The sequence below is a fragment of the Pseudomonas sp. B21-048 genome, from assembly GCF_024748615.1.
Classification (GTDB): domain Bacteria; phylum Pseudomonadota; class Gammaproteobacteria; order Pseudomonadales; family Pseudomonadaceae; genus Aquipseudomonas.
This window is the reverse complement of sequence record NZ_CP087168.1, coordinates 995,333-1,017,295: the sequence shown is the minus strand read 5'-3', so window position 1 is coordinate 1,017,295 and position 21,963 is coordinate 995,333. Positions and strand designations below refer to the sequence as shown.

The 21,963-nt window shown below is 58.6% G+C and carries 17 protein-coding genes; 10 read left to right on the top strand and 7 right to left on the bottom strand.

Annotation, left to right across the window (positions count from 1 at the left end):
• Positions 1–2: 2 nt before the first annotated feature.
• The 7 genes from cyoA to LOY56_RS04515 form a co-directional block, all read right to left on the bottom strand.
• A complete protein-coding gene (gene cyoA / locus LOY56_RS04550; protein WP_258620176.1) occupies positions 3–947 on the bottom strand; it encodes a ubiquinol oxidase subunit II in 945 nt (314 codons plus the stop codon).
• 826 nt (positions 948–1,773) lie between these two features.
• Entirely contained in the window at positions 1,774–2,283 is a 510-nt protein-coding gene (locus LOY56_RS04545) for a disulfide bond formation protein B (protein ID WP_258620174.1), read from the bottom strand.
• A 268-nt stretch (positions 2,284–2,551) separates the two neighbouring features.
• The gene (moaE, locus tag LOY56_RS04535; RefSeq protein WP_258620172.1) at positions 2,552–3,004 is read right to left on the bottom strand and encodes a molybdopterin synthase catalytic subunit MoaE; all 453 of its coding nucleotides are present in this window, start codon (positions 3,002–3,004) and stop codon (positions 2,552–2,554) included.
• Positions 3,005–3,007: 3 nt separating this feature from the next.
• The gene (locus LOY56_RS04530) at positions 3,008–3,250 is read right to left on the bottom strand and encodes a MoaD/ThiS family protein (protein WP_258620171.1); all 243 of its coding nucleotides are present in this window, start codon (positions 3,248–3,250) and stop codon (positions 3,008–3,010) included.
• Entirely contained in the window at positions 3,247–3,720 is a 474-nt protein-coding gene (gene moaC / locus LOY56_RS04525) for a cyclic pyranopterin monophosphate synthase MoaC (RefSeq protein ID WP_258620170.1), read from the bottom strand. The genes LOY56_RS04530 and moaC overlap by 4 nt, the downstream gene beginning before the upstream one ends.
• Positions 3,721–3,950: 230 nt before the next feature.
• Positions 3,951–5,345, bottom strand: coding sequence for a PhoH family protein (locus tag LOY56_RS04520; protein WP_258620169.1), 1,395 nt, complete (start codon positions 5,343–5,345; stop codon positions 3,951–3,953).
• A gap of 335 nt (positions 5,346–5,680) precedes the next feature.
• On the bottom strand, positions 5,681–6,805 hold the full coding sequence (locus LOY56_RS04515) for a polysaccharide deacetylase family protein (protein WP_258620168.1): 1,125 nt from the start codon (positions 6,803–6,805) through the stop codon (positions 5,681–5,683).
• A 309-nt stretch (positions 6,806–7,114) separates the two neighbouring features.
• On the opposite strand from LOY56_RS04515, the gene yaaA reads away from it, so the two are divergent.
• From yaaA to LOY56_RS04465, 10 genes are all read left to right on the top strand, one after another.
• On the top strand, positions 7,115–7,894 hold the full coding sequence (gene yaaA, locus LOY56_RS04510; protein ID WP_258620167.1) for a peroxide stress protein YaaA: 780 nt from the start codon (positions 7,115–7,117) through the stop codon (positions 7,892–7,894).
• 833 nt (positions 7,895–8,727) lie between these two features.
• Positions 8,728–10,044 (top strand): nucleotide sugar dehydrogenase, encoded by a 1,317-nt coding sequence (locus LOY56_RS04505; RefSeq protein WP_258620166.1) that lies wholly within the window; start codon positions 8,728–8,730, stop codon positions 10,042–10,044.
• Between the two features lie 203 nt (positions 10,045–10,247).
• Positions 10,248–11,729: a mannuronan synthase gene (alg8, locus tag LOY56_RS04500; RefSeq protein WP_408980351.1), complete on the top strand. Its 1,482-nt coding sequence runs from the start codon at positions 10,248–10,250 to the stop codon at positions 11,727–11,729.
• A 35-nt stretch (positions 11,730–11,764) separates the two neighbouring features.
• The gene (locus tag LOY56_RS04495) at positions 11,765–12,934 is read left to right on the top strand and encodes an alginate biosynthesis protein Alg44 (RefSeq protein ID WP_258620165.1); all 1,170 of its coding nucleotides are present in this window, start codon (positions 11,765–11,767) and stop codon (positions 12,932–12,934) included.
• A 132-nt stretch (positions 12,935–13,066) separates the two neighbouring features.
• Positions 13,067–14,470: an alginate biosynthesis TPR repeat lipoprotein AlgK gene (gene algK / locus LOY56_RS04490; protein ID WP_408980374.1), complete on the top strand. Its 1,404-nt coding sequence runs from the start codon at positions 13,067–13,069 to the stop codon at positions 14,468–14,470.
• On the top strand, positions 14,467–15,954 hold the full coding sequence (locus tag LOY56_RS04485) for an alginate export family protein (protein ID WP_258620162.1): 1,488 nt from the start codon (positions 14,467–14,469) through the stop codon (positions 15,952–15,954). The genes algK and LOY56_RS04485 overlap by 4 nt, the downstream gene beginning before the upstream one ends.
• Positions 15,955–15,980: 26 nt before the next feature.
• The gene (gene algG / locus LOY56_RS04480; RefSeq protein WP_258620161.1) at positions 15,981–17,570 is read left to right on the top strand and encodes a mannuronan 5-epimerase AlgG; all 1,590 of its coding nucleotides are present in this window, start codon (positions 15,981–15,983) and stop codon (positions 17,568–17,570) included.
• A gap of 10 nt (positions 17,571–17,580) precedes the next feature.
• Complete coding sequence (locus LOY56_RS04475) at positions 17,581–19,032, top strand: alginate O-acetyltransferase (protein ID WP_258620160.1); 1,452 nt, start codon at positions 17,581–17,583, stop codon at positions 19,030–19,032.
• Between the two features lie 11 nt (positions 19,033–19,043).
• The gene (locus LOY56_RS04470; RefSeq protein ID WP_258620158.1) at positions 19,044–20,174 is read left to right on the top strand and encodes a mannuronate-specific alginate lyase; all 1,131 of its coding nucleotides are present in this window, start codon (positions 19,044–19,046) and stop codon (positions 20,172–20,174) included.
• Positions 20,175–20,386: 212 nt separating this feature from the next.
• On the top strand, positions 20,387–21,952 hold the full coding sequence (locus LOY56_RS04465; RefSeq protein WP_258620156.1) for an MBOAT family protein: 1,566 nt from the start codon (positions 20,387–20,389) through the stop codon (positions 21,950–21,952).
• Positions 21,953–21,963 lie beyond the last annotated feature (11 nt).

The following is a 21,963-nucleotide window of genomic DNA, read 5'->3' as shown; positions in this document are numbered from 1 at the left end:
GTTTACTCCTCTGCCCCGGCAGCTGAATGCGAGTTCATGTCCATTCCTTGCGTAGCGGCCACTTCTTTCTCTTTCTTCTCGTGCTTGACCTTCGGACCCGGTTTCATGCCTTCGTACTTGTCTACGATGATCTGGAACAGGTTCGGCGTTACCGAGGAGTAGAGCTCGACTGGGTTGTTCTGGCTCTGCTTGGCAAGGGCTGCGTATTCAGCTTGTTCAAGCTGTTTAGGTGCCTTTTTGACTTCGCTTACCCAAGCGTCGAAATCTTCCTGGGAAGTGGCGATCGCTTTGAATTTCATACCGGTGAAACCCGCGCCGCTGTAGTTGGCGGAGATACCGTCCATTTCAGCGTTCTCATTGGCGATCAGGTGCAGTTTGGTCTGCATGCCCGCCATCGCGTAGATCTGGCCGCCCAGAGCAGGGATGAAGAACGAGTTCATCACGGCGTCGGAAGTGATCTTGAAGTTGATCGGGGTGTGCGCTGGGAACACGATCTTGTTGACGGTGGCGATGCCTTGTTCCGGGTAGATGAACAGCCACTTCCAGTCCAGCGCGACCACTTCAATGGTGATCGGCTTGACGTCTGATTCCAGCGGCTTGTAAGGATCCAGTGCGTGGGTCGACTTGTAGGTGACGTAACCCAGGGCAATGATGATCAGCACCGGAATAGTCCACACCGCGATTTCGATCTTGGTGGAGTGGGACCATTTTGGCGTGTAGACGGCGTCCTTGTTGGAAGCGCGGTATTTCCAGGCGAACGCGAAGGTCATGAAGATGACCGGCACAACGACCAACAGCATCAGCAGCGTTGCGGTGATGATCAGGTTTCGCTCATCCAGGCCAACCTGGCCCTTGGGATCGAGCAAGGTCATGTTGCAGCCTCCCAGCAACAACGTGCCGAGCAGCGGCAATAAGCCTAGTAGTCTGGGGTACCTGTTTTTACTCATCTCACGACCTCTAAAGCAGCTTGCGCAATGCAGTTGGGTTTTGATCGCCAACACTTCACCCTGCCAAGGGTTGGCATTTTTCTTGGATTGAATAAGGGCCTGCCCGTCGCGCGTCAGACGCTGTTCGACAATTGCTGGGCCTGCGGTGAGTTCTTATTCGAATTCGTGGTCAAGGGCCTTGTTACAGACCAATTCCATTTGGTGCGGATAGTCGGAAGGCACCGACATCTGGGGCCTCGCATGAAGCCATCAGGCCTCGCGATACCCGTTGCGCTCATGCACCTGTGTAAGGGCGAGCAGTGCCGGGAATTCAGTGCGGGCGATTGTAGATACGTAATGATTCATAAACCATGTCTCATCCCGAAATAATTTTTATCCGATTCAGCAACAGTCATTAACGGCTTTTGCAAAAACGCGCCATGGTATCGAAATTAATTCTCAACAAAAACACCAAAAAATGTAGGGCTAACAGGCGAATTTCAGACAGCTTCCAAGGCGCCGCCCTTGCCTTCGACCCCGCTCTACCCCTATGTGACAAGGGGTTTGGCAGTATGCGGAGGCCTGTTAAAACCGCCTGTAATGACTGACGAGCACAGGCGCCGAAGGCTGCTGGGTGGATCCGTTTCTGGTACAAAGCAACGCCCCGAACCAGCGACATAAAATGCCTTGCGAGACCCAAGCTGTGACAACATGTCGCACACGTGTCGCACCCTTTCTTGTCGAGCATCAAGGTCTTTTTACCTGCCCTGCGAATATGCAAAACGCCCCGGCCTCTCAACGAGAACCGGGGCGTTTTCTGTTTCTTGCAACGGTACGGCGAACAGCCTCAGCGCAGCGCTTTGCGATTACGCGAAGTGAGCAGCGGCACCAGCACCACAATCAGCACGAATGCCAGTAGCGCCCACTGTGCCAGGGACAAACCGAGGATCGGCGGGTACGGTGTAGAGCAAAAGCCATCGACCTGGAAGCCCAGCGGGAAGATCTTTGCCAGCGGCAGACCGTCGACAATCGGTTGCAGCACATCGATGCCGCAACTGACCGCCGGGTAAAACTGGGTATAGACGTGATGCCCCGCCACTCCGGCGCCCGCAATGGCGCAAATCACCACCAACACTTCGAACAGCGTGATGCCGCGGCGGGTGCGCATCGCCGCGCCGATAAAGGCGAACAGCGCGATCAGCAACAACGCATAACGTTGCAGGATACACAGCGGGCATGGCGCCTCGCCCAGAGCCACTTGCATGTACAGCGCGCCACCGATCAGCGCCAGGCAGATAATGCCCAACAACACCAGATAGCGCCGTTCACGCCCCAACCGCATTGTTTCCTCGCTCATCGCGCTTCCCTTTTGTGTCCGTGGATCAGCTCGCCGGCAGTTGCGCTTGCAGCGGCTGCATCAGGCTGATGTTGTCTTCTATATGCCAATTGGCGGCGATGCGATCGTTGTCGATTGATATCGGTTGCCCGAAAGTCTACACGCTGGCCCGACCTTGAGAGCCTTGAAGGGCCATTGGCCAAGGTCAGGAAATAAACGACAAACCGGTTAAGGACGGATTAATGTTCAAATGTTTTTCACCCATTGAGCCCGTGAAGATGGAACGTGCTTACTGCTTCCAGCGATCTGCCGCCGCGTGATCGCTGTCACGCCCTTCCACCCAACGCGGCCCATCAAGCGTGTTTTCTTTCTTCCAGAACGGCGCGCGGGTTTTCAGGTAATCCATGACAAAAGCACAAGCATCGAACGCCGCCTGACGGTGAGCGCTGGCGACGCCGACGAAGACGATCGGCTCGCCCGGCTCCAGCGCGCCGATGCGATGCAATACTTCCAGCTTCAACAGCGGCCAGCGCTGTTCGGCTTCCACGACAATCTTGCCCAGGGCTTTTTCGGTCATGCCCGGGTAGTGTTCCAGAAACATTCCGGCGACGTCGAGGCCCTCATTGAAGTCGCGCACGTAGCCGACAAAACTCACCACCGCACCGACGCCCACATTGGCGGCGTGCATGGCGTTGACTTCAGTGCCCGGGTCGAACGGTGTGGATTGCACGCGAATCGCCATGGCTCAGCCTCCGGTCACGGTCGGAAAAAACGCCACTTCATCGCCATCGCTCACAGGTTCGTCGAGCAGGCAGAGGTCTTCGTTGCGGGCGCACATCAGGTTCTGCTCGCCCAGCACTTCGGCGCCGTCGCGTTGAGCCAGCAGCGCGCGCACATCGTCGACCGTGGAAAAATCACCTTCGACCTTCACCGAGTCCACGCCGAGCGCTTCACGGTAACGGGCGAAAAACTTCACCGTAATATTCATGACTGATCCGCCCGAAAATGGCCGCTCTTGCCGCCGAGTTTCTCCAGCAGCCGCACGCTCTCGATGGTCATGCCACGATCCACGGCCTTGCACATGTCGTAGATGGTCAGCGCGGCGACGCTGGCGGCGGTCAGCGCTTCCATTTCGACGCCGGTCTGCCCGGACAATTTGCAGCACGCCATAATGCGCACGGTGTCGTTGCCTTCGGCACTGAGTTCGACTTTCACACCGGTGAGCATCAACGGGTGGCACAGAGGAATCAGATCGCTGGTTTTCTTCGCCGCCTGGATGCCGGCGATCCGCGCTACGGCGAACACGTCACCCTTGGGATGGCCGCCATTGACGATCATCTGCAGGGTTTCGGGCAGCATGCGCACCAGCGCCTGGGCCGTCGCTTCGCGGAACGTCACGGTTTTTTCGGTGACGTCGACCATATGGGCGCGACCTTGGGAATCGAGATGAGTCAGCACAGAGTTACTCCTGATCAGGAGCACCGATTGTAAACCTGTGGGTCAATTGTTCGCACGTTTGATTATCGGATCAGCGCAATCCCACTGAGCTGCCGAAGCTGCGATCTTTTGATTTTCGGTGCCGGCCAGATCGCTGACGATCAAAAGATCGCAGCTTCAGCAGCTCCTACAGAGATTTTCGTCGGGCATAAAAAAGGGCGACCATTAGGCCGCCCGGTTTTGGTGAGGATTTACAGATGCGATTCGGCGTATTCGGCCAGAATCGAGCGTGGCACCCCTTGCAGGGTGATGTGTACACCGTTGGGGAAGTCCTTGAAGCGCTCGGTCAGATAGGTCAGCCCGGAACTGGTCGCGGACAGATAAGGGGTATCGATCTGCGCCAGGTTGCCCAGGCACACCACTTTGGAACCGGCGCCGGCACGGGTGATGATGGTTTTCATCTGATGCGGCGTGAGGTTCTGGCATTCATCGATCAGGATCAGGCTTTGCTGGAAGCTGCGGCCTCGAATGTAGTTGAGGGATTTAAACTGCAACGGCACTTTGCTGAGGATGTAGTCGACGCTGCCATGGGTGTTTTCATCATCCATGTGCAACGCTTCGAGGTTGTCGGTGATGGCGCCCAGCCAAGGCTCCATTTTTTCCGCTTCGGTGCCGGGCAGGAAACCGATTTCCTGGTCCAGCCCCTGCACGCTGCGGGTGGCGATGATGCGCCGGTAACGTTTGCTGACCATGGTCTGCTCGATGGCCGCCGCCAGGGCCAGAATGGTTTTACCGGAACCGGCCGCGCCAGACAGGTTGACCAGGTGAATGTCCGGATCGAGCAAGGCATACAGCGCCAGGCTTTGATAGATGTCACGCGGTTTCAGGCCCCAGGCTTCCTGGTGCAACAGAGGTTCCTGATGCAGATCGAGGATCAGCAACTTGTCGACCTGGATTTCCTTGATCCAGCCGACAAAGCCCTGTTCGTCGATGATGAATTCGTTGACGTGTACGGCGGGCAGGTTGTCGGTCAGCTGCACCTGGTGCCAGGTGCGACCATGATCCTGCCGGGTTTCGACTTTGCTCACCCGATCCCAGAACGAACCGGTCATGGTGTGATAACCGTTGGGCAGCAACGAAACGTCGTCGACCAACTGGTCGGTGCTGTAGTCCTCGGCCGCGATCCCGCAAGCCCGGGCCTTGAGGCGCATGTTGATGTCTTTTGTGACGAGCACCACGGGCAGTTTTGCATCGCGTGCGCGCAGGTCGATCAACTGGTTGATGATGATGTTGTCGTTCAGATGCTCGGGCAGAATGATGTTCGGCTCGGTGCGCTTGCTCATCAGAATTGACAGCAAACCCTTGGGCCCACTCTTGCCGCGCTGGATCGGTACGCCCAGTTCAACGTCTTCGGGGCTAGCATCGCCCAAAGTCTTGTCGATCAGGCGAATCGCTTGGCGGCATTCGGCAGCAACGCTGTGATGCCCGCTCTTGAGCTTGTCCAGCTCTTCAAGCACGGTCATCGGGATGGCGACGTGGTGTTCTTCGAAATTAAGCAGGGCGTTTGGATCGTGAATCAATACGTTGGTATCGAGTACATAAAGGATTGGCTGGTTGGAAGAAGAGCTACGTCCGTGATCATCCATACTCGGTCACCTTTGTGGGAGCCAGTCGACGCAATACCATGACAGTGCTGCGCCTCGAAGTGGCCACCGAAATCACCTGCAAAGACTCAAGTGATTGCAACTCAAACGGAGTCTTGGAAGACGCCACCTGTGTTGCAGGTTTCGGCGGTCTGTCTTCGTAATACTCCAAAACCTGTGACAGAAAAAAGCACTTTGACGTTTTTTTGAAGTTTATTTTGCAGAGTGACCAATAGCACTTGGCGGACTGCCACCATCCCGCTAAAGTCAGAAGTCCGCCTGCATCGAAATCACTCCCAAAAACGCCTCCGCCTCAATGTTTACGGGCTCTCCTTGTTTCAGCGAAACGCGTTCTGACAGTCTTCCCAACCGATCCCGCTTGGCGCCGTTTGTGTGATGAGCCAAGGTATCGCTGTTTTTACTCCGTCCTGCTTCACATTGAAGTTGATCACCCCGTGCCGCCATAGCAGCATGAGGGTCAAGACTCGTTGTGCGCTTTGGCTGCCCTTGAGCTTGCCGGCGCCATCCTGGGCATCGATATCCCATAGCGCCACTTGCACCCCCTGAGAAGCGAAGAAGCCTTCAGCGTCGGACCGGCGCTGGCCATCGGGCGGGCGGAACAGCGGCACGTCATTCTCCGGCAGCTTGCCTTTGACCAACTCGACGCTGCGTCGCACCGAGTCCTGCCAGTCCTGCCAATGGCTGTGGGAGCGGAACTCCCAGCCTTGCACGCCCACGCATTGCTGCGAATAAGTCCCTTGCAGGCTGGCCACCGAACGTTCGGCCAGACGGGCCTGGATATCCTTGCCGAGGACGAAAAACGTAGCGCTCATGTTCGATTTGCGCAGGTACTCAGTGACCCAGGTCGTGTTATCTGGCGCGGCGTTGGCGGCGCTGTCGAAGGTCAGCAGGAACAGCCGATCATGCATGGCGTCGCCATTGCGCTCATAGTCGCCAAAACGATCGACTTCGCTAGTGGTCTGCGGAAACAGTGCGGCCTTGCGCAACTGCTCGTCCAGGTACTGGGCGTGGAACAACCGGCTCGGTTCGGCCCACTTGATGTAATAGCTATCATCACTGATCTGAAACTTGGCCGCTTGCTCACGCAAGGTGGCCATGTCCTCGACCAGGAAACAGAAGGAAGCATCCTGATCACAACTCTGCTGGGCGAAGTTGTAATTGGTCAGCAAACGCTGCCACAGGCGCTGGCGCAGTTGATTGATCGACTCCAGATTGACGGTACGCAGGCCCAGGCGCTGAGTCAGGCTCGCTTCATCCAGAGATTCACTGGCCAGCAGGACGCGGGCAAACATGAGAATTTCGGCCCGTGATGCGACGTCAAACAGCGTCGGGCTGCCGAGCGGTTCAGGCCAGGTACTGCGATCCAGCCTCGCCACATCGCCCGGCGCCGCCATGGCGCCGAAGCTCAAGAGCCAGGCCGAGAATAAAAAAATGATACGCAATGGGATGTCTCCATAACAAAACCCGCGCGGCACTATAGCCGATCGCGGCTCACATCCCCGCGGCAGCACCGAAATCATTGTGGCGAGGGAGCTTGCTCCCGCTGGGCTGCGAAGCAGCCCTCATCCTCAGAAAAACACATGCGCCCGTATTGTGACCGCTTCGCGCTCGAGCGGGAGCAAGCTCCCTCGCCACAGGATCTTCCTCTGCCAAAAAATCCGGTTACACCACCGATCACCTATGGACTTGATAGCTGGAGTGAACAAGGACAACCCCCTAGAATCGCACCCACGATTAAAGGAGACGACTTCATGCTGATGGTGATTTCCCCCGCCAAGACTCTCGATTACGAAACACCGCCGGCGACCCAGCGCTTCACTCAGCCGCAATACCTTGACCATTCCCAGGAGCTGATCCTGCAACTGCGTGACCTGACGCCCGCGCAGATCAGCGAGCTGATGCACGTCTCCGACAAAATTGGCGGCCTCAATGCCGCGCGATTTGGCGGTTGGAACCCGGCCTTCACCCCAGCCAACGCCAAGCAGGCGTTGCTGGCATTCAAGGGCGATGTGTACACCGGCCTGAATGCACAAACGTTCAGCGAAGCCGACTTCGATTATGCCCAACAGCATTTGCGCATGCTCTCCGGCCTGTATGGCCTGCTGCGCCCCTTGGACCTGATGCAGCCCTATCGGCTGGAGATGGGCACCAAGCTGGACAATGCCCGAGGCAAGGACTTGTACGCTTTCTGGGGGACGCGCATCAGCGAATGGCTGAACGAAGCCTTGGCCGACCAGGGCGATGACGTGCTGCTGAACCTGGCCTCCAACGAGTACTTCTCGGCGGTCAAACGCAGCGCCTTGAAGGCGCGCATCATCAACACCGAATTCAAGGACCTGAAAAACGGCCAGTACAAGATCATCAGCTTCTACGCGAAGAAGGCTCGAGGGATGATGAGCCGCTTCGTCATCGAAGAACGCATCAATGACCCGGCCGCCCTCAAGCAGTTCGACGTTCAGGGTTATCGCTATAGCAGCGAGCAGTCTAAACCGGACAATCTGGTGTTCCTGCGCGATCACGTACCCGCGTAAAAAGACCCGCACTCAGTGAGCGCACGACATCGATAACTGCGTCGTGCGCCCCCTCTTGATCCTCGAAAAATCCCTCGCCTTTTCGCCGATTTATTGGCGCCAAAAAACAAGCGATCAATTTTCTAACTTTTGTTTCACTCGACTTTGATCATTTTTTTCAGTAGTGGCACTGAAAATTTTTACTCGTAGTGGCAAAAAAATATCCAACGCAATAATCACCCTATATATAAAGGGCGAAACGGCAAGTGCTATCAATATGAGAGCAGTGCCATCTTTTTCAATATTTCAAAAAATTTCAACATTCGCGATGGGTGGACAGGAACTATGTCCCAATGCGCCGCTCATACCACCGGTAACGATTCTCTCGGTGATTGTGCGAGATGACTTACACAGACAAGAGATTCATGTAGCGAAGTTGTCATACCTACTTTGGCTTACTGATCGCTTATTTGGGCAACACATGAAGGACAGGAGATAACGCACCATTACTATCCCCTACAAGGCCACGGCTGCGCCCCTATAAACGTGCTCACCTGAGCACCCAACCGCTTGATTTACTGGCTTTATGGCCTGGCATTGAGCGCGCAAGACCTTTGCACGGAAGTCTTCAGAACAGAGGATCGGCTGCATAACAGGGCACGTCATAACAATAAGGCCTGGCTGCGCACATCTTGAGTGCACTTATTAGACACTCGGAACTTAGTATGCCTGCACACGGCATTGTGGCGTCTTTAAGTCGCACTTGCGAGTGCACTATGCCCGCTGAACACCATTAACTCCGGCCATGTAATGGCTTGATGAAAACAGGTTTGATTAACTGAGAGGTAATTGCGATGCGCATCAGCATATTTGGTTTGGGTTACGTCGGCGCCGTCTGTGCCGGTTGCCTGTCTGCACGGGGCCATGACGTCGTTGGCGTCGATGTTGCCAAAGACAAAATCGATATGATCAACGCAGGTCGTTCGCCCATCGTTGAACCGGGTCTGGGCGAGCTTCTGCAGAAGGGCATCGAGACTGGCCGTCTGCGCGGCACGACTAACTTCGCCGAGGCGATTCGCGACACGGACCTGTCGATGATCTGCGTCGGCACGCCGAGCAAGAAGAACGGCGACCTGGAACTGAACTACATCGAAGCCGTGTGCCGCGAGATCGGTTTTGTCCTGCGTGACAAGACCACCCGCCACACCATCGTGGTTCGCAGCACCGTACTGCCGGGCACTGTGGCCAACGTGGTGATCCCGATCCTCGAAGATTGCTCCGGCAAAAAGGCCGGCGTCGATTTCGGCGTGGCAGTCAACCCTGAGTTCCTGCGTGAAAGCACCGCGATCGCAGACTACGACCAGCCGCCAATGACCGTCATCGGCGAGTTCGACAAGGCCTCGGGCGATGTTCTGCAGTCGCTGTACGAAGAGCTCGACGCGCCGATCATCCGCAAGGACATCGCCGTTGCCGAGATGATCAAGTACACCTGCAACGTGTGGCACGCCACCAAGGTGACCTTCGCCAACGAGATCGGCAACATCGCCAAGGCCGTCGGTGTCGACGGTCGCGAAGTGATGGAAGTGGTCTGCCAGGACAAGACACTGAACCTGTCCCAGTACTACATGCGCCCAGGCTTCGCATTCGGCGGCTCCTGCCTGCCAAAAGACGTCCGCGCCCTGACCTACCGCGCCGGTTCCCTGGACGTGGAAGCACCCCTGCTCAACTCGCTGATGCGCAGTAACGAGTCCCAGGTGCAGAACGCGTTCGACATCGTCTCCAGCCACGACAAGCGCAAAGTTGCCCTGCTGGGTCTGAGCTTCAAGGCCGGCACCGACGACCTGCGCGAAAGCCCACTGGTTGATCTGGCGGAAATGCTGATCGGCAAGGGTTACGACCTGAGCATCTACGACAGCAACGTCGAGTACGCCCGCGTCCACGGTGCGAACAAGGATTACATCGAGTCGAAGATCCCTCACGTCTCGTCCTTGCTCAACGCCGACTTCGACGACGTGATCGCAAACTCCGACGTGATCATCCTCGGCAACCGTGACGAGAAATTCCGCGCACTGGCGCAGGAAGCTCCACACGGCAAACAAGTGGTCGACCTGGTTGGCTTCATGTCCAAAGCCACCAGCGTGAGTGGCCGGACTGAAGGCATCTGCTGGTAACGCTGCATCCGTGTAGGAGCTGGCGAAGCCTGCGATCTTTTGATTTTCAGCGATCTCACTGACACCAAAAGATCGCAGCCTGCGGCAGCTCCTACCGGGATTTCTGGCGTCACCCAGAGCGGGTGACGTCAGTTTTCACAGGCCTGCCTTAACCCCATCGGGCCACCCCACAGGCTCGCCCGAGATCGAGACGGATGCAGATTATGCACAGGCTAAAGCACGGCCTACTTCAGGCCGCCGGTTGGCTGTTTTACCTAAGTTTATTAATGGGCATCGCCATGGCGTTGCCTGTGTCCACGTTCGACTCCGAGTCGAAGGACTTCATCTTCCTGATCGGTATCGTCGGTATCTGGCGTTACTCGATGGGTGCCACGCACTTTCTGCGCGGCATGCTGTTTCTGTACGTGGTCTACCCGCACCTGCGACGCAAAGTGCGCAAGCTGGGCAAAGCGGCAGATCCGTCCCATGTATTTCTGATGGTCACCAGCTTTCGTATCGACGCGCTGACCACCGCTCAGGTCTACAGCTCGGTAATCCGCGAGGCCATCGACTGCGAACTGCCGACCACCGTGGTCTGCTCCATCGTGGAAATGTCCGATGAGCTGCTGGTCAAGAGCCTCTGGAAACGCATGAACCCACCGCCACGGGTCAAGCTCGACTTCGTGCGCATTCCCGGCACCGGCAAACGCGATGGCCTTGCCTACGGTTTCCGCGCCATCTCACGCCACCTGCCGGACGACCGCGCCGTGGTTGCCGTGATCGATGGCGACACCGTATTGGCCGAAGGCGTTGTGCTCAAGACCGTGCCGTGGTTCCAGCTGTTCGGCAATGTCGGCGGCCTGACCACCAACGAGTTCTGTGAAGTGCGCGGCGGCTACATCATGAGCGAATGGCACAAACTGCGATTCGCCCAGCGCCACATCAACATGTGCTCCATGGCCTTGTCCAAGCGCGTGCTGACCATGACCGGCCGGATGTCGGTATTCCGCGCCACCGTGGTCACCAACCCGGACTTCATCGCCGATGTGGAAAGCGACTCGCTGCAACACTGGCGCCTGGGCCGCTTCAAGTTCCTGACCGGTGACGACAAGTCGAGCTGGTTCAGCCTGATGCGCCTGGGCTATGACACGTTTTACGTGCCGGATGCCGCGATCCACACCGTGGAACACCCGCCGGAAAAGAGCTTCATCAAGGCCAGTCGCAAACTGATGTTCCGCTGGTATGGCAACAACCTGCGGCAGAACTCTCGCGCCCTGGGCCTGGGGATGAAACGCCTCGGCCTGTTCACGTCGGTGGTGCTGTTCGATCAGCGCGTGTCGATGTGGACGTCCTTGCTGGGCCTGACTGTGGCACTCATCGCCACCTTCAAGTACGGCACTGCGTTCATCCTGGTTTACCTGCTGTGGATCGGCATCACCCGCCTGATCCTGACCGTGCTGCTGTCCTGCTCCGGTCACCGGATCGGCCCGGCCTACCCGGCGATTCTCTATTACAACCAGATCGTCGGCGCGCTGGTGAAGATCTACGTGTTCTTCCGCCTCGATCAACAGTCCTGGACTCGCCAGCCCACTTCTCTGACCCGTGATCTCGCCAGCTTTCAACGTTGGTTCAACACTTGGTCGTCTCGGACCATGACCTTCTCCGCCGGCAGCATTTTTGTCGCCGTGCTGCTGCTGATGGTCTGACCGAACTCGCCTGAATTAACTAGGAAATCGTCCATATGAATACCGCCGTCAACTCCAACGTAGTGCATGAATCCGAAGCCCAGCGCCAACACGCCCGCGTGAAAATCCCGGCCAAGCTGCGTTTCTTCGGCCCTGACCGGACTCCGGTTGAAGCCCGGGTCATCGACCTTTCCGCAGGCGGCCTGGCGTTCAACGCCGGTCAGCTGCCGCTGAAGGTCGGCGACGTGCACAAGGCCCGACTGCAATTCGTCATCGATAACCTCGGCCTGGCCATGGACGTGGAATTGCAAATCCGCTCCGTCGATCGCCAGACCGGTCGTACCGGTTGCCAATTCCAGAACCTGGAACCCCGGGACATTTCCACCCTGCGCCACCTGATCACCTCGCACCTGGCCGGCGACATTGTCAGTGTGGGTGAAATGCTCGCGACCCTGCAGCGCGACAACTTCACCAAGGCGCGCAAGGTCAAGGATGGGGGCCACGGCATGACCCCGCTCGGCCGTCTGAAAGCGGTGACCTTCAGCGCCGGTATCTTCGTGGTCGGCCTGGTGGCGTTCGGTTTTATTTTCAAATCGGTGTACGGCATGTACTTCGTCAGCCACGCCCAGGCCGGCCTGGTCAGCGTGCAGGGCATGAACATCACCATGCCGCGCGACGGCACCGTACAGAGCCTGATCAAGGCTGACGGCGTTGCCGCCAAAGGCGCACCGCTGGCGACCTTCAGCACCAGCATGCTCGACGTACTCAAGGGCCATCTGGACGAAGGTCAATTGCAACCGTCCAAGGTTGAAGAACTGTTCGGCAAGCAAATGACCGGCACCCTGACGTCGCCGTGCGATTGCACCGTGTCTCAGCAACTGGTGGCTAACGGTCAGTACGCCAGCAAAGGCGACGTGATCTTCCAACTGGTGCCGCGCAACACCGAAGCCAACGTTGAAGCTCGCTTCTCCTATCGCCAGTTCAGCGACGTGCGTCCAGGCACCTCGGTCAGCTTCCAGATCGCCGGTGAAGACCAAACCCGTACCGGCAAGATTGTCAGCAGCACCAGCCTGAAAAGCGCCGACCTGTCGTCCGACATCCGCGTGCAGATCAAACCTGACGAGCCACTGGACAGCGCCTTCGCCGGTCGCCCGGTGGAAGTGAACAGCACTCGTGGCCCGAACCTGAACTGGCTGATCAACAAAGCCATGGCCGCCGGTCTTTAAACAGAGGACATGCCCGTGACGATCATCAGTCTCCTGAAAACACCGCGAATCCTGTGGGAGCGGGCTTGCCCGCGATTGGATAAACGCGGTCTTTCTGAAGCACCGAGCCGCCTGAATCGCGGGCAAGTCGGAATGCCGCACCACCGCTCCCACAGTGGTTATGTGGTGTGCTCGCTGGCTTTGGCCGTGAGCCTGGCCGGTTGCGCCGGTCTGCCCGACCAGCGTCTGGCCAATGAAGCCCTCAAGCGTGGCGACACCACGCTGGCGGCGCAGAATTACCAGCAACTGGCGGACCTGGGTTACAGCGAAGCTCAGGTCGGCCTGGCCGATCTGCAGGTCGACAGCCGTGACCCGGCGCAAATCAAAAAGGCCGAGGCGACTTACCGCGCCGCGGCCAGCGTCTCGCCGCGGGCTCAGGCTCGCCTGGGTCGCTTGCTGGTGGCCAAACCCGGCGCCACCGAAGCCGAACACCAAGAAGCCGAAGCACTGTTGAAAAAAGCCGCGGCCAATGGCGAAGGCAACACCCTGATCCCGCTGGCGATGCTGTACCTGCAACACCCGAACAGTTTCCCCAACGTCAACGCACAGCAGCAGATCAGCCAATGGCGCGCCGAAGGCAAACCGGAAGCGGGTCTGGCGCAAGTGCTGCTCTATCGCACCCAGGGCACGTACGACCAGCACCTGGATGACGTGGAGAAAGTCTGCAAAGCGGCGTTGAACACCACCGACATCTGCTACGTCGAACTGGCCACGGTCTATCAAAAACGCGGCCAGCCAGAGCAACAAGCCGAGCTGATCAAGCAGATGCAGGCCGCCCACAGCCGTGGCGCCGTCTCTGCGCAACGGGTGGACAGCGTGGCCCGCGTGCTGGGCGATGCGAGCCTGGGCAAGACCGACGAGAAAACCGCTCAGTCGCTGCTCGAAGGCATCGCTCCCGGCTATCCGGCGTCCTGGGTCAGCCTGGCGCAATTGCTCTATGACTTCCCTGAACTGGGCGACGTCGACGCCATGATGAAGTACCTGGACAACGGTCGCGCCGCTGACCAGCCACGCGCCGAACTGTTGCTGGGCAAGCTCTACTTCGAAGGCAAAATGGTGCCGGCCGACGCCAAGGTCGCCGAAGAGCACTTCCAGAAAGCCGTTGGCAAGGAAGTCGCCGCCGACTACTACCTCGGCCAGATTTATCGCCGTGGTTACCTGGGCAAGGTCTATCCGCAGAAAGCCCTGGATCACCTGCTGACCGCTGCGCGCAACGGCCAGAACAGCGCCGATTTCGCCATTGCCCAACTGTTCTCCCAAGGCAAAGGCACCCGGCCCGACCCGGTCAACGCTTACGTCTTCAGCCAATTGGCCAAGGCTCAAGGCACCCCGCAAGCCAATGAGCTTGCGCAAACACTCGAAGCGCAACTGCCGCCTGACCGGCTGGCCGAGGCCCAACGTCTGCTCAAACAAGAGCAGGCCATTCGTAGCACCGTGAGTCCGGACACGCTGGAACTGCACGCCCTGCAAGAAGAAGACGGCGAGGAATCCCTATGAAACTCAATCCTTTCGTGAAGGCCGGTATTGGCCTGACATTCGCCCTGCTGTGGTCGTGCCCGACCCTGGCAGCCCTGACCGAAGACAAGAACTTCGGCCTCGAAGTCAAAGTTACCGGCCAGTCCGAAGACGACCGTGACCTGGGCACTGCCAGTGGCGGCGACGTTAACGGCGTTGGCCTCGACCTGCGTCCATGGGTATACGGCGAAAGCGGCGCGTGGAGCGCCTACGCCATGGGCCAGGCCGTGACGTCCACCGACATTATCGAAACGGACACCCTGCAACAGTCCGACAGCGATGGTACCCAGACCACCGACAACGGTGATCGCAAAACCAAGAAGAACTACCTGGCGATGCGCGAGTTCTGGGTCGGCTACAGCGGCCTCACGCCCTACCCTGGCGAGATCCTCAAGCTCGGTCGCCAACGCCTGCGCAACGACGACGGCCAATGGCGCGACACCAACATCGAAGCCCTGAACTGGACCTTCGACACCACCCTGTTGCGCGCCAACGTCGGTGTCGCCGAACGCTTCAGCGAATACCGCACCGACTTGAAAGAGCTGGCGCCCAAGGACAAGGATCGCCTGCACGTTTTCGGCGACGTGGCCACTCAATGGTCGCCGGGTAACTGGGTCGGCATTCGCGGTCATCACACCCACGATGACGGCAAACTCGACTACCCGGAACCGGGCGTGGCCGGCGATTCGCTGGATAAAAAACAGAACGGCGACATCAGTTGGCTCGGCCTCACCGCCGACAGCGACGCCTATAACTGGCGCAACACCAACACCGTCAACTACTGGGGCAGCATCACCGGCATGAGCGGCGACACCGACACGGTCAACCCGCTGAACGCCGATGGCACGCGTCCGACCGAAGCCAAACGCGGTGAAGACCTCAATGGCTGGGCCACCGATATCGGCCTGCGTTTGCGCCTCGATCCGCAGTGGCAAGTCGGTGCAGCGTATGCCCGTGCCAGCGCCGAGTACGAACAGACCGGCCTGGAAAGCAACCGCTCGAACTACACCGGTACACGCTCGCGGGTTCACCGTTTCGGCGAAGCCTTCCGTGGCGAAATGAACAACATGCAAACCGCTACCCTGTTCGGCTCGTGGATGCTCAACGACGAATACGACGCCAGTCTGATCTACCACAAGTTCTGGCGCGTCGACGGCAACAAGCCGGTGGGCAGCAACGGCATCAACGCCGTCGAAAACAACACCGACGACGTAACCGGCGCGATCCTCTCCAGCACCTCTCTGCCGCTGGAAGATGGCAACAAAGACCTCGGTCAGGAAATGGACGTGGTCGTCACCAAGTACTTCAAGCAAGGCCTGCTGCCTGCGTCGTTGAGCCAGTCGATCGATGAGCCTTCGGCTCTGGTGCGGTTCCGTGGCGGTGTGTTCAAGCCTGGCGATGCGTATGGCAAAGAAGTCGACTCGTACATGCACCGCGCATTTGTCGACGTGGTCTGGCGCTTCTGATGCAAACCGCGAAGGGAGTGCCCGACATGAACAGTGCCAAGAAAGGCTCGATCAGCCTGCTGGCCGGCGCGCTGCTGCTGGCCAGCGCAGCCGCCTTCGCCACCGTCGAACCGGCCAAGCCTGTGCAACAGGGCAAATCGGCGACCATGGCCAAGGGACTGCAACAGGCCAAGACCTACACCGTCAGCGACGCGCCCACCGCGCCGCTGGAGCTGGCCAAGCCGCAATTGCCGGACACCTCTGGCTACACCGCCGACGCCATCGCCGCGAAAATCGTGCGCAGCAAGCCCGGCAAAATCAGCGTGCGCCGGATGATGCAGGAAGACGCCCTGAAGGACTTCATCGGCGGCGACAACAAGATGGCCGAGTGGGTGGTGCGTCAGCATGGCATCCCGCAGGCGATCTTCGTCGACGACGGCTACATGAACCTCAAGGACCTGGCGAAGAAGCTGCCCAAGCAGTACTTCAGCGAAACCTCGCCGGGCGTGTTCCTGGCGAAGTTGCCGATCGTGGTGGGTAACAAGGGCATTCTGGAAATCGACAAGCAGACCCAGGAATTGCGCCTGTCCCAGGAGGCCGGTTCGTTCCTGGTCAACGACGGCCAGTTGTTCGTGCGTGATACCAGAATCACTGGCTGGAGCGAGAAGGCCAACGGCCCGGCGGCCTTCAAGTCGCCCAAGGAGTTCCGTCCGTTCCTGCTGGCCTGGGGTGGCACCGAGACCTACATCGCCGACAGCAAGATCGCCAGTTTCGGTTACGCCAACAGTAAGTCTTACGGCGTGAGTATTTCCCAATACACGCCGAACATGGCCAAGGTGCTCAAGCGCCCTGAACCGTCCGGCTGGATCGTCGGCTCCGAGTTCTCGGACATGTGGTACGGCTTCTACTGCTACGAAACCCGCGACTTCGTGGTCAAGGGCAACACCTACAAAGACAACATCGTCTACGGCATCGACCCGCATGACCGGTCGCATGGCCTGATCATCGCCGACAACACAGTGTTCGGTACCAAGAAGAAGCACGGGATCATTATTTCCCGTGAGGTCAACGACAGCTTCATCTTCAACAACCGCAGCTACGACAACAAGTTGTCGGGCCTGGTGATCGACCGTAACAGTGTGAACAACCTGATCGCCTACAACGAGATCTACAAGAACCACACCGACGGCATCACCCTCTACGAGAGTGCCGACAACCTGTTGTGGGGCAACAAGGTAATCAGCAACCGACGCCACGGCATCCGTATTCGTAACAGCGTGAACATTCGCCTGTATGAAAACGTCTCGATGGCCAACGGCCTGACCGGTGTCTACGGGCACATTAAAGACCTGACCGATACCGACCGGGACATCAAGCTCGACCCGTTCGACGCCCAGGTGTCGCTGATCGTGGTCGGCGGTGAACTGGCCGCCAATGGCAGCGGACCGCTGTCCATCGACTCGCCGCTGAGCGTGGAGTTGTATCGCGTGTCGATGCTCGCGCCGACCAAATCCAGTGGCATCAGCTTCTCGGGGATTCTCGGCGAGCGCCAGGATGAAATTCTCGACCTGCTGGTGCGCCAGCAGAAAGCCGTGCTGATCGACCCTGTCGAACGCCAGACCGAAATGCGGGACTGAGGATAATTTTATGCACCCACACTTGATCAAATTACTCAGCCTGTCGGCCCTGACCGCGGGCATTCTCGCGGCCAGTGGTGGCGTACGTGCCGAAGACGCCAAAGCACCCAGCTTCAAGGCCGAGGATTGCTGCAGCCTGTGCCCCGCCGCCCATGACGCGAAGAACTACACCACCCGCTATCAGCAGAACTTCACCACGCTGGTGCAGGCGCAGGGCGATTGGCTGTTCCGTACGCAAGAAGACTTGCGCACCGAGTTCGACACTACACCCGCCGGCTACAAACGCATGAAACAACTGCACGATGCATTCAAGAGCAAAGGCGTGGAACTGGTCATCGTTTACCAGCCGACCCGTGGCCTGGTAAACCGCAACAAGCTGAACCCGGCAGAGAAGGCGAGCTACGACTTCGACAAGGCGCTGAAGAACTACAAAACCATGCTCGGGCGTTTCGCGCAGATGGGTTACGTGGTCCCGGACCTGTCGCCGCTGACCAACGAATCGCTGCCCGAGACCCTGCCGGCTCACGATTTCTATTTCCGCGGCGACCAGCACTGGACGCCGTACGGCGCCCAGCGCACGGCGAAGATCGTCGCCGAGAAGGTCAAGCAATTGCCGGCCTTCGCCGACGTGCCCAAGCGTGAATTCGAGACCCATAAGTCGGGTCGCATGGGCAAGACCGGAACGTTACACAACATGGCTGGTCAACTCTGTGGCACCAGCTACGCGATCCAGTACATGGATCAGTTCACCACCGAGCCCAAAGGCGAAGCGGGCGATGGCGATCTGTTCAGTGATTCCGGCAATCCGGAAATCACCCTGGTCGGCACCAGCCACAGTGGCAAGAACTACAACTTCGCCGGTTTCCTCGAAGAGGCCATCGGCGCCGACATCCTCAACGTAGCATTCCCCGGTGGTGGCTTCGAAGGTTCGATGCTGCAGTACCTGGGCAGCGAAGAGTTCCAGAGCAAACCGCCGAAAATCCTCATCTGGGAATTCTCGCCGCTTTATCGCCTCGATCAGGAAACCATCTACCGCCAAATGATGGCGCTGCTGGACAACGGTTGCGAAGGCAAAGAGGCACAGATGAGCGCCAGCGCCACGCTGAAACCGGGCAAAAACGAATTGATGGTCAACAGCAAGAACCTGGACCTGCGCAACAGCAGTCACCAGGTCGATATCCGCTTCGCCGACACCTCGGTGAAAACCTTGCAAGCCACCCTCTGGTACATGAATGGGCGCCACGAGGACATCAAAATCGACAAACCGGAAACCTCCGACACCGACGGGCGTTTCGCCTTCGAGTTGCGCACCGACGAAGACTGGGCCTCGCAGAATCTGCTGGCCGTCGAAGTCCAGGGACCTGAACAAGCAGGTACCACGCCTCAGAAAGTCGAAGCGAAAATCTGCAAACGCAACGTGTTCTCCGGCGCCGGGCAGCGTACCGCTCAAGCCGGGCAATGAGGCTACCTCTTATGAACTGCATGCAAACCCGAACGCTGAAAAAGTTACTCGCGCCCTCCCTGCTGACGCTGGCGATGTTCGCCGGCGCCACCCAGGCCGCCGCGCCACTGCGCCCGCCTCAGGGTTACTTTGCACCGATTGAAAAAGTCAAAACCGGCGACAAGAGCGAAGGCTGTGACGCGATGCCGACGCCCTATACCGGCGCCCTGCAATTTCGCAGCAAATACGAAGGCTCCGACAAGGCCCGTTCGACCCTGAACGAGGCATCGGAAAAAGCCTTCCGCGACACCACCGCCGACATCACCAAGATCGAGCGCGCCACCAGCAAGCAGGTGATGCAGTTCATGCGTGACGGTCGTCCGGAACAACTGGAGTGCACGCTCAACTGGCTAACGGCCTGGGCCAAGGCCGATGCGTTGATGTCCAAGGACTTCAACCATACCGGCAAGTCCATGCGCAAATGGGCGTTGGGCAGCATGGCTTCGTCCTATGTTCGCCTGAAGTTCTCTGACTCGCATCCACTGGCTACCCACCAGGAAGAAGCGCAAGTGATTGAAGCCTGGTTCAGCAAAATGGCTGATCAGGTGGTCAGCGATTGGGACAACCTGCCGCTCGAGCAAACCAACAACCACTCGTACTGGGCAGCCTGGTCGGTGATGGCCACGTCGGTCGCCACCAACCGCCGCGACCTGTTCGATTGGGCCGTCAAGGAATACAAGGTCGGCGTCAATCAGGTCGACGCCCAAGGCTTCCTGCCCAACGAGCTCAAGCGCCAACAACGCGCCCTCGCCTATCACAACTACGCCCTGCCGCCACTGGCGATGATCGCCAGTTTCGCTCAGGTCAACGGTGTGGATCTGCGTCAGGAAAACAATGGTGCCTTGAAACGCCTGGGTGATCGCGTGCTTGCAGGCGTGGAAGACCCGGATGAATTCGAGGAGAAGAACGGTAAAGAGCAGGACATGACCGACCTCAAGGTCGATTCGAAATTCGCCTGGCTCGAACCGTTCTGCTCGCTCTACACCTGCACGCCGGATGTGCTGGCGCAGAAACACAAAATGCAGCCGTTCAAGACCTTCCGCCTCGGCGGGGATTTGACCAAGGTCTATGACCCGGCCAGCGAGAAAGGCAAAGGTTCCTAGGAACAATACAAAACCCTGTGGGAGCGGGCTTGCCCGCGATTGCAATCTGACATTCAGCATTGATGTCGACTGGCCCACCGCTATCGCGGGCAAGCCCGCTCCCACAGGGTCGGTGTCGAGTTTGAGTTTTGTGAGTTAGCCCTCCGGTTTTCGGTGGGGGGTTTGGGGGGGCCGTTGGCCCTTGACTGTTGGTTAAACATGGAGAGATCGGGATGGTATTTTCATCCAACGTGTTCCTGTTTCTGTTCTTGCCGATCTTTCTCGGCATGTACTACTTGAGCGGAATACGCTATCGCAACTTGCTGCTGCTGATTGCCAGCTACGTGTTCTACGCCTGGTGGCGTGTGGACTTCCTTGCGCTGTTCGCAGCCGTCACGCTGTGGAACTACTGGATCGGCCTGAAAGTTGGCGCCGCAGGCGTTCGGACCAAACCGGCCCAGCGCTGGCTGCTACTCGGCGTCGCGGTGGATCTGTGCATCCTCGGCTACTTCAAGTACGCCAACTTCGGCGTGGACAGCATCAACGCGATGATGACCTCGGTCGGTCTGTCGCCGTTCATCCTGACCCACGTGCTGTTGCCGATCGGGATCTCGTTCTACATCTTCGAATCCATCAGCTACATCATCGACGTCTACCGCGGTGATACCCCGGCGACCCGCAACCTGATCGACTTTGCCGCATTCGTGGCAATCTTCCCGCACTTGATCGCGGGCCCTGTGTTGCGTTTCCGTGATCTGGCCGACCAGTTCAACAACCGCACCCACACCCTCGACAAGTTCTCCGAAGGTGCCACGCGGTTCATGCAGGGCTTCATCAAGAAGGTCTTCATCGCCGACACCCTGGCGGTGGTGGCCGACCATTGCTTCGCCTTGCAGAACCCGACCACGGGTGATGCCTGGCTCGGCGCCCTGGCCTACACCGCGCAGCTGTACTTCGACTTCTCCGGCTACAGCGACATGGCGATTGGTCTGGGCTTGATGATGGGTTTCCGCTTCATGGAAAACTTCAAACAGCCGTACATCAGCCAGTCGATCACCGAGTTCTGGCGGCGCTGGCACATCAGCCTCTCCACCTGGCTGCGTGACTACCTCTACATCACCCTCGGCGGTAACCGTAAAGGCACGCTGATGACCTATCGCAACCTGTTCCTGACCATGCTGCTCGGTGGTCTGTGGCACGGCGCGAACATCACCTACATCATCTGGGGTGCCTGGCACGGCATGTGGCTGGCGATCGAAAAAGCCATCGGCCTGGACACTTCGCCGCGCAGCTTCAACCCGGTCCGCTGGGCCCTGACCTTCCTGCTGGTGGTGATGGGTTGGGTGATCTTCCGCGCAGAGAACCTGCACGTCGCCGGTCGCATGTACGGCGCCATGTTCAGCTTCGGCGAATGGTCGTTGTCGGAACTCAACCAGGCCAGCCTCACCGGTCTGCAAGTGGCAACCCTGGTGGTGGCTTACGCAACCCTGGCGTTCTTCGGTCTGCGTGATTTCTACACCAACCGGCCACCGGCCAAGACCAAGCCTGCGGCGAACACCGAGACCGATGGCCCGGCCGCGGCTACGCCTGGAATGATCAAAGCCGTACCGGGCGACAACCCGGGCAGCATCCACGAACCGGGTTACACCGTCGGTGTTGAAGCGACTGTGCAACCGGCCTACTGGACCGCTAACTGGTCCCGTTACGTGATGCGCGCTCTGGTACTGCTGCTGTTCATCGCCTCGATTCTCAAACTCTCGGCGCAAAGCTTTTCGCCGTTCCTTTACTTCCAGTTCTGAGGGATCTGACT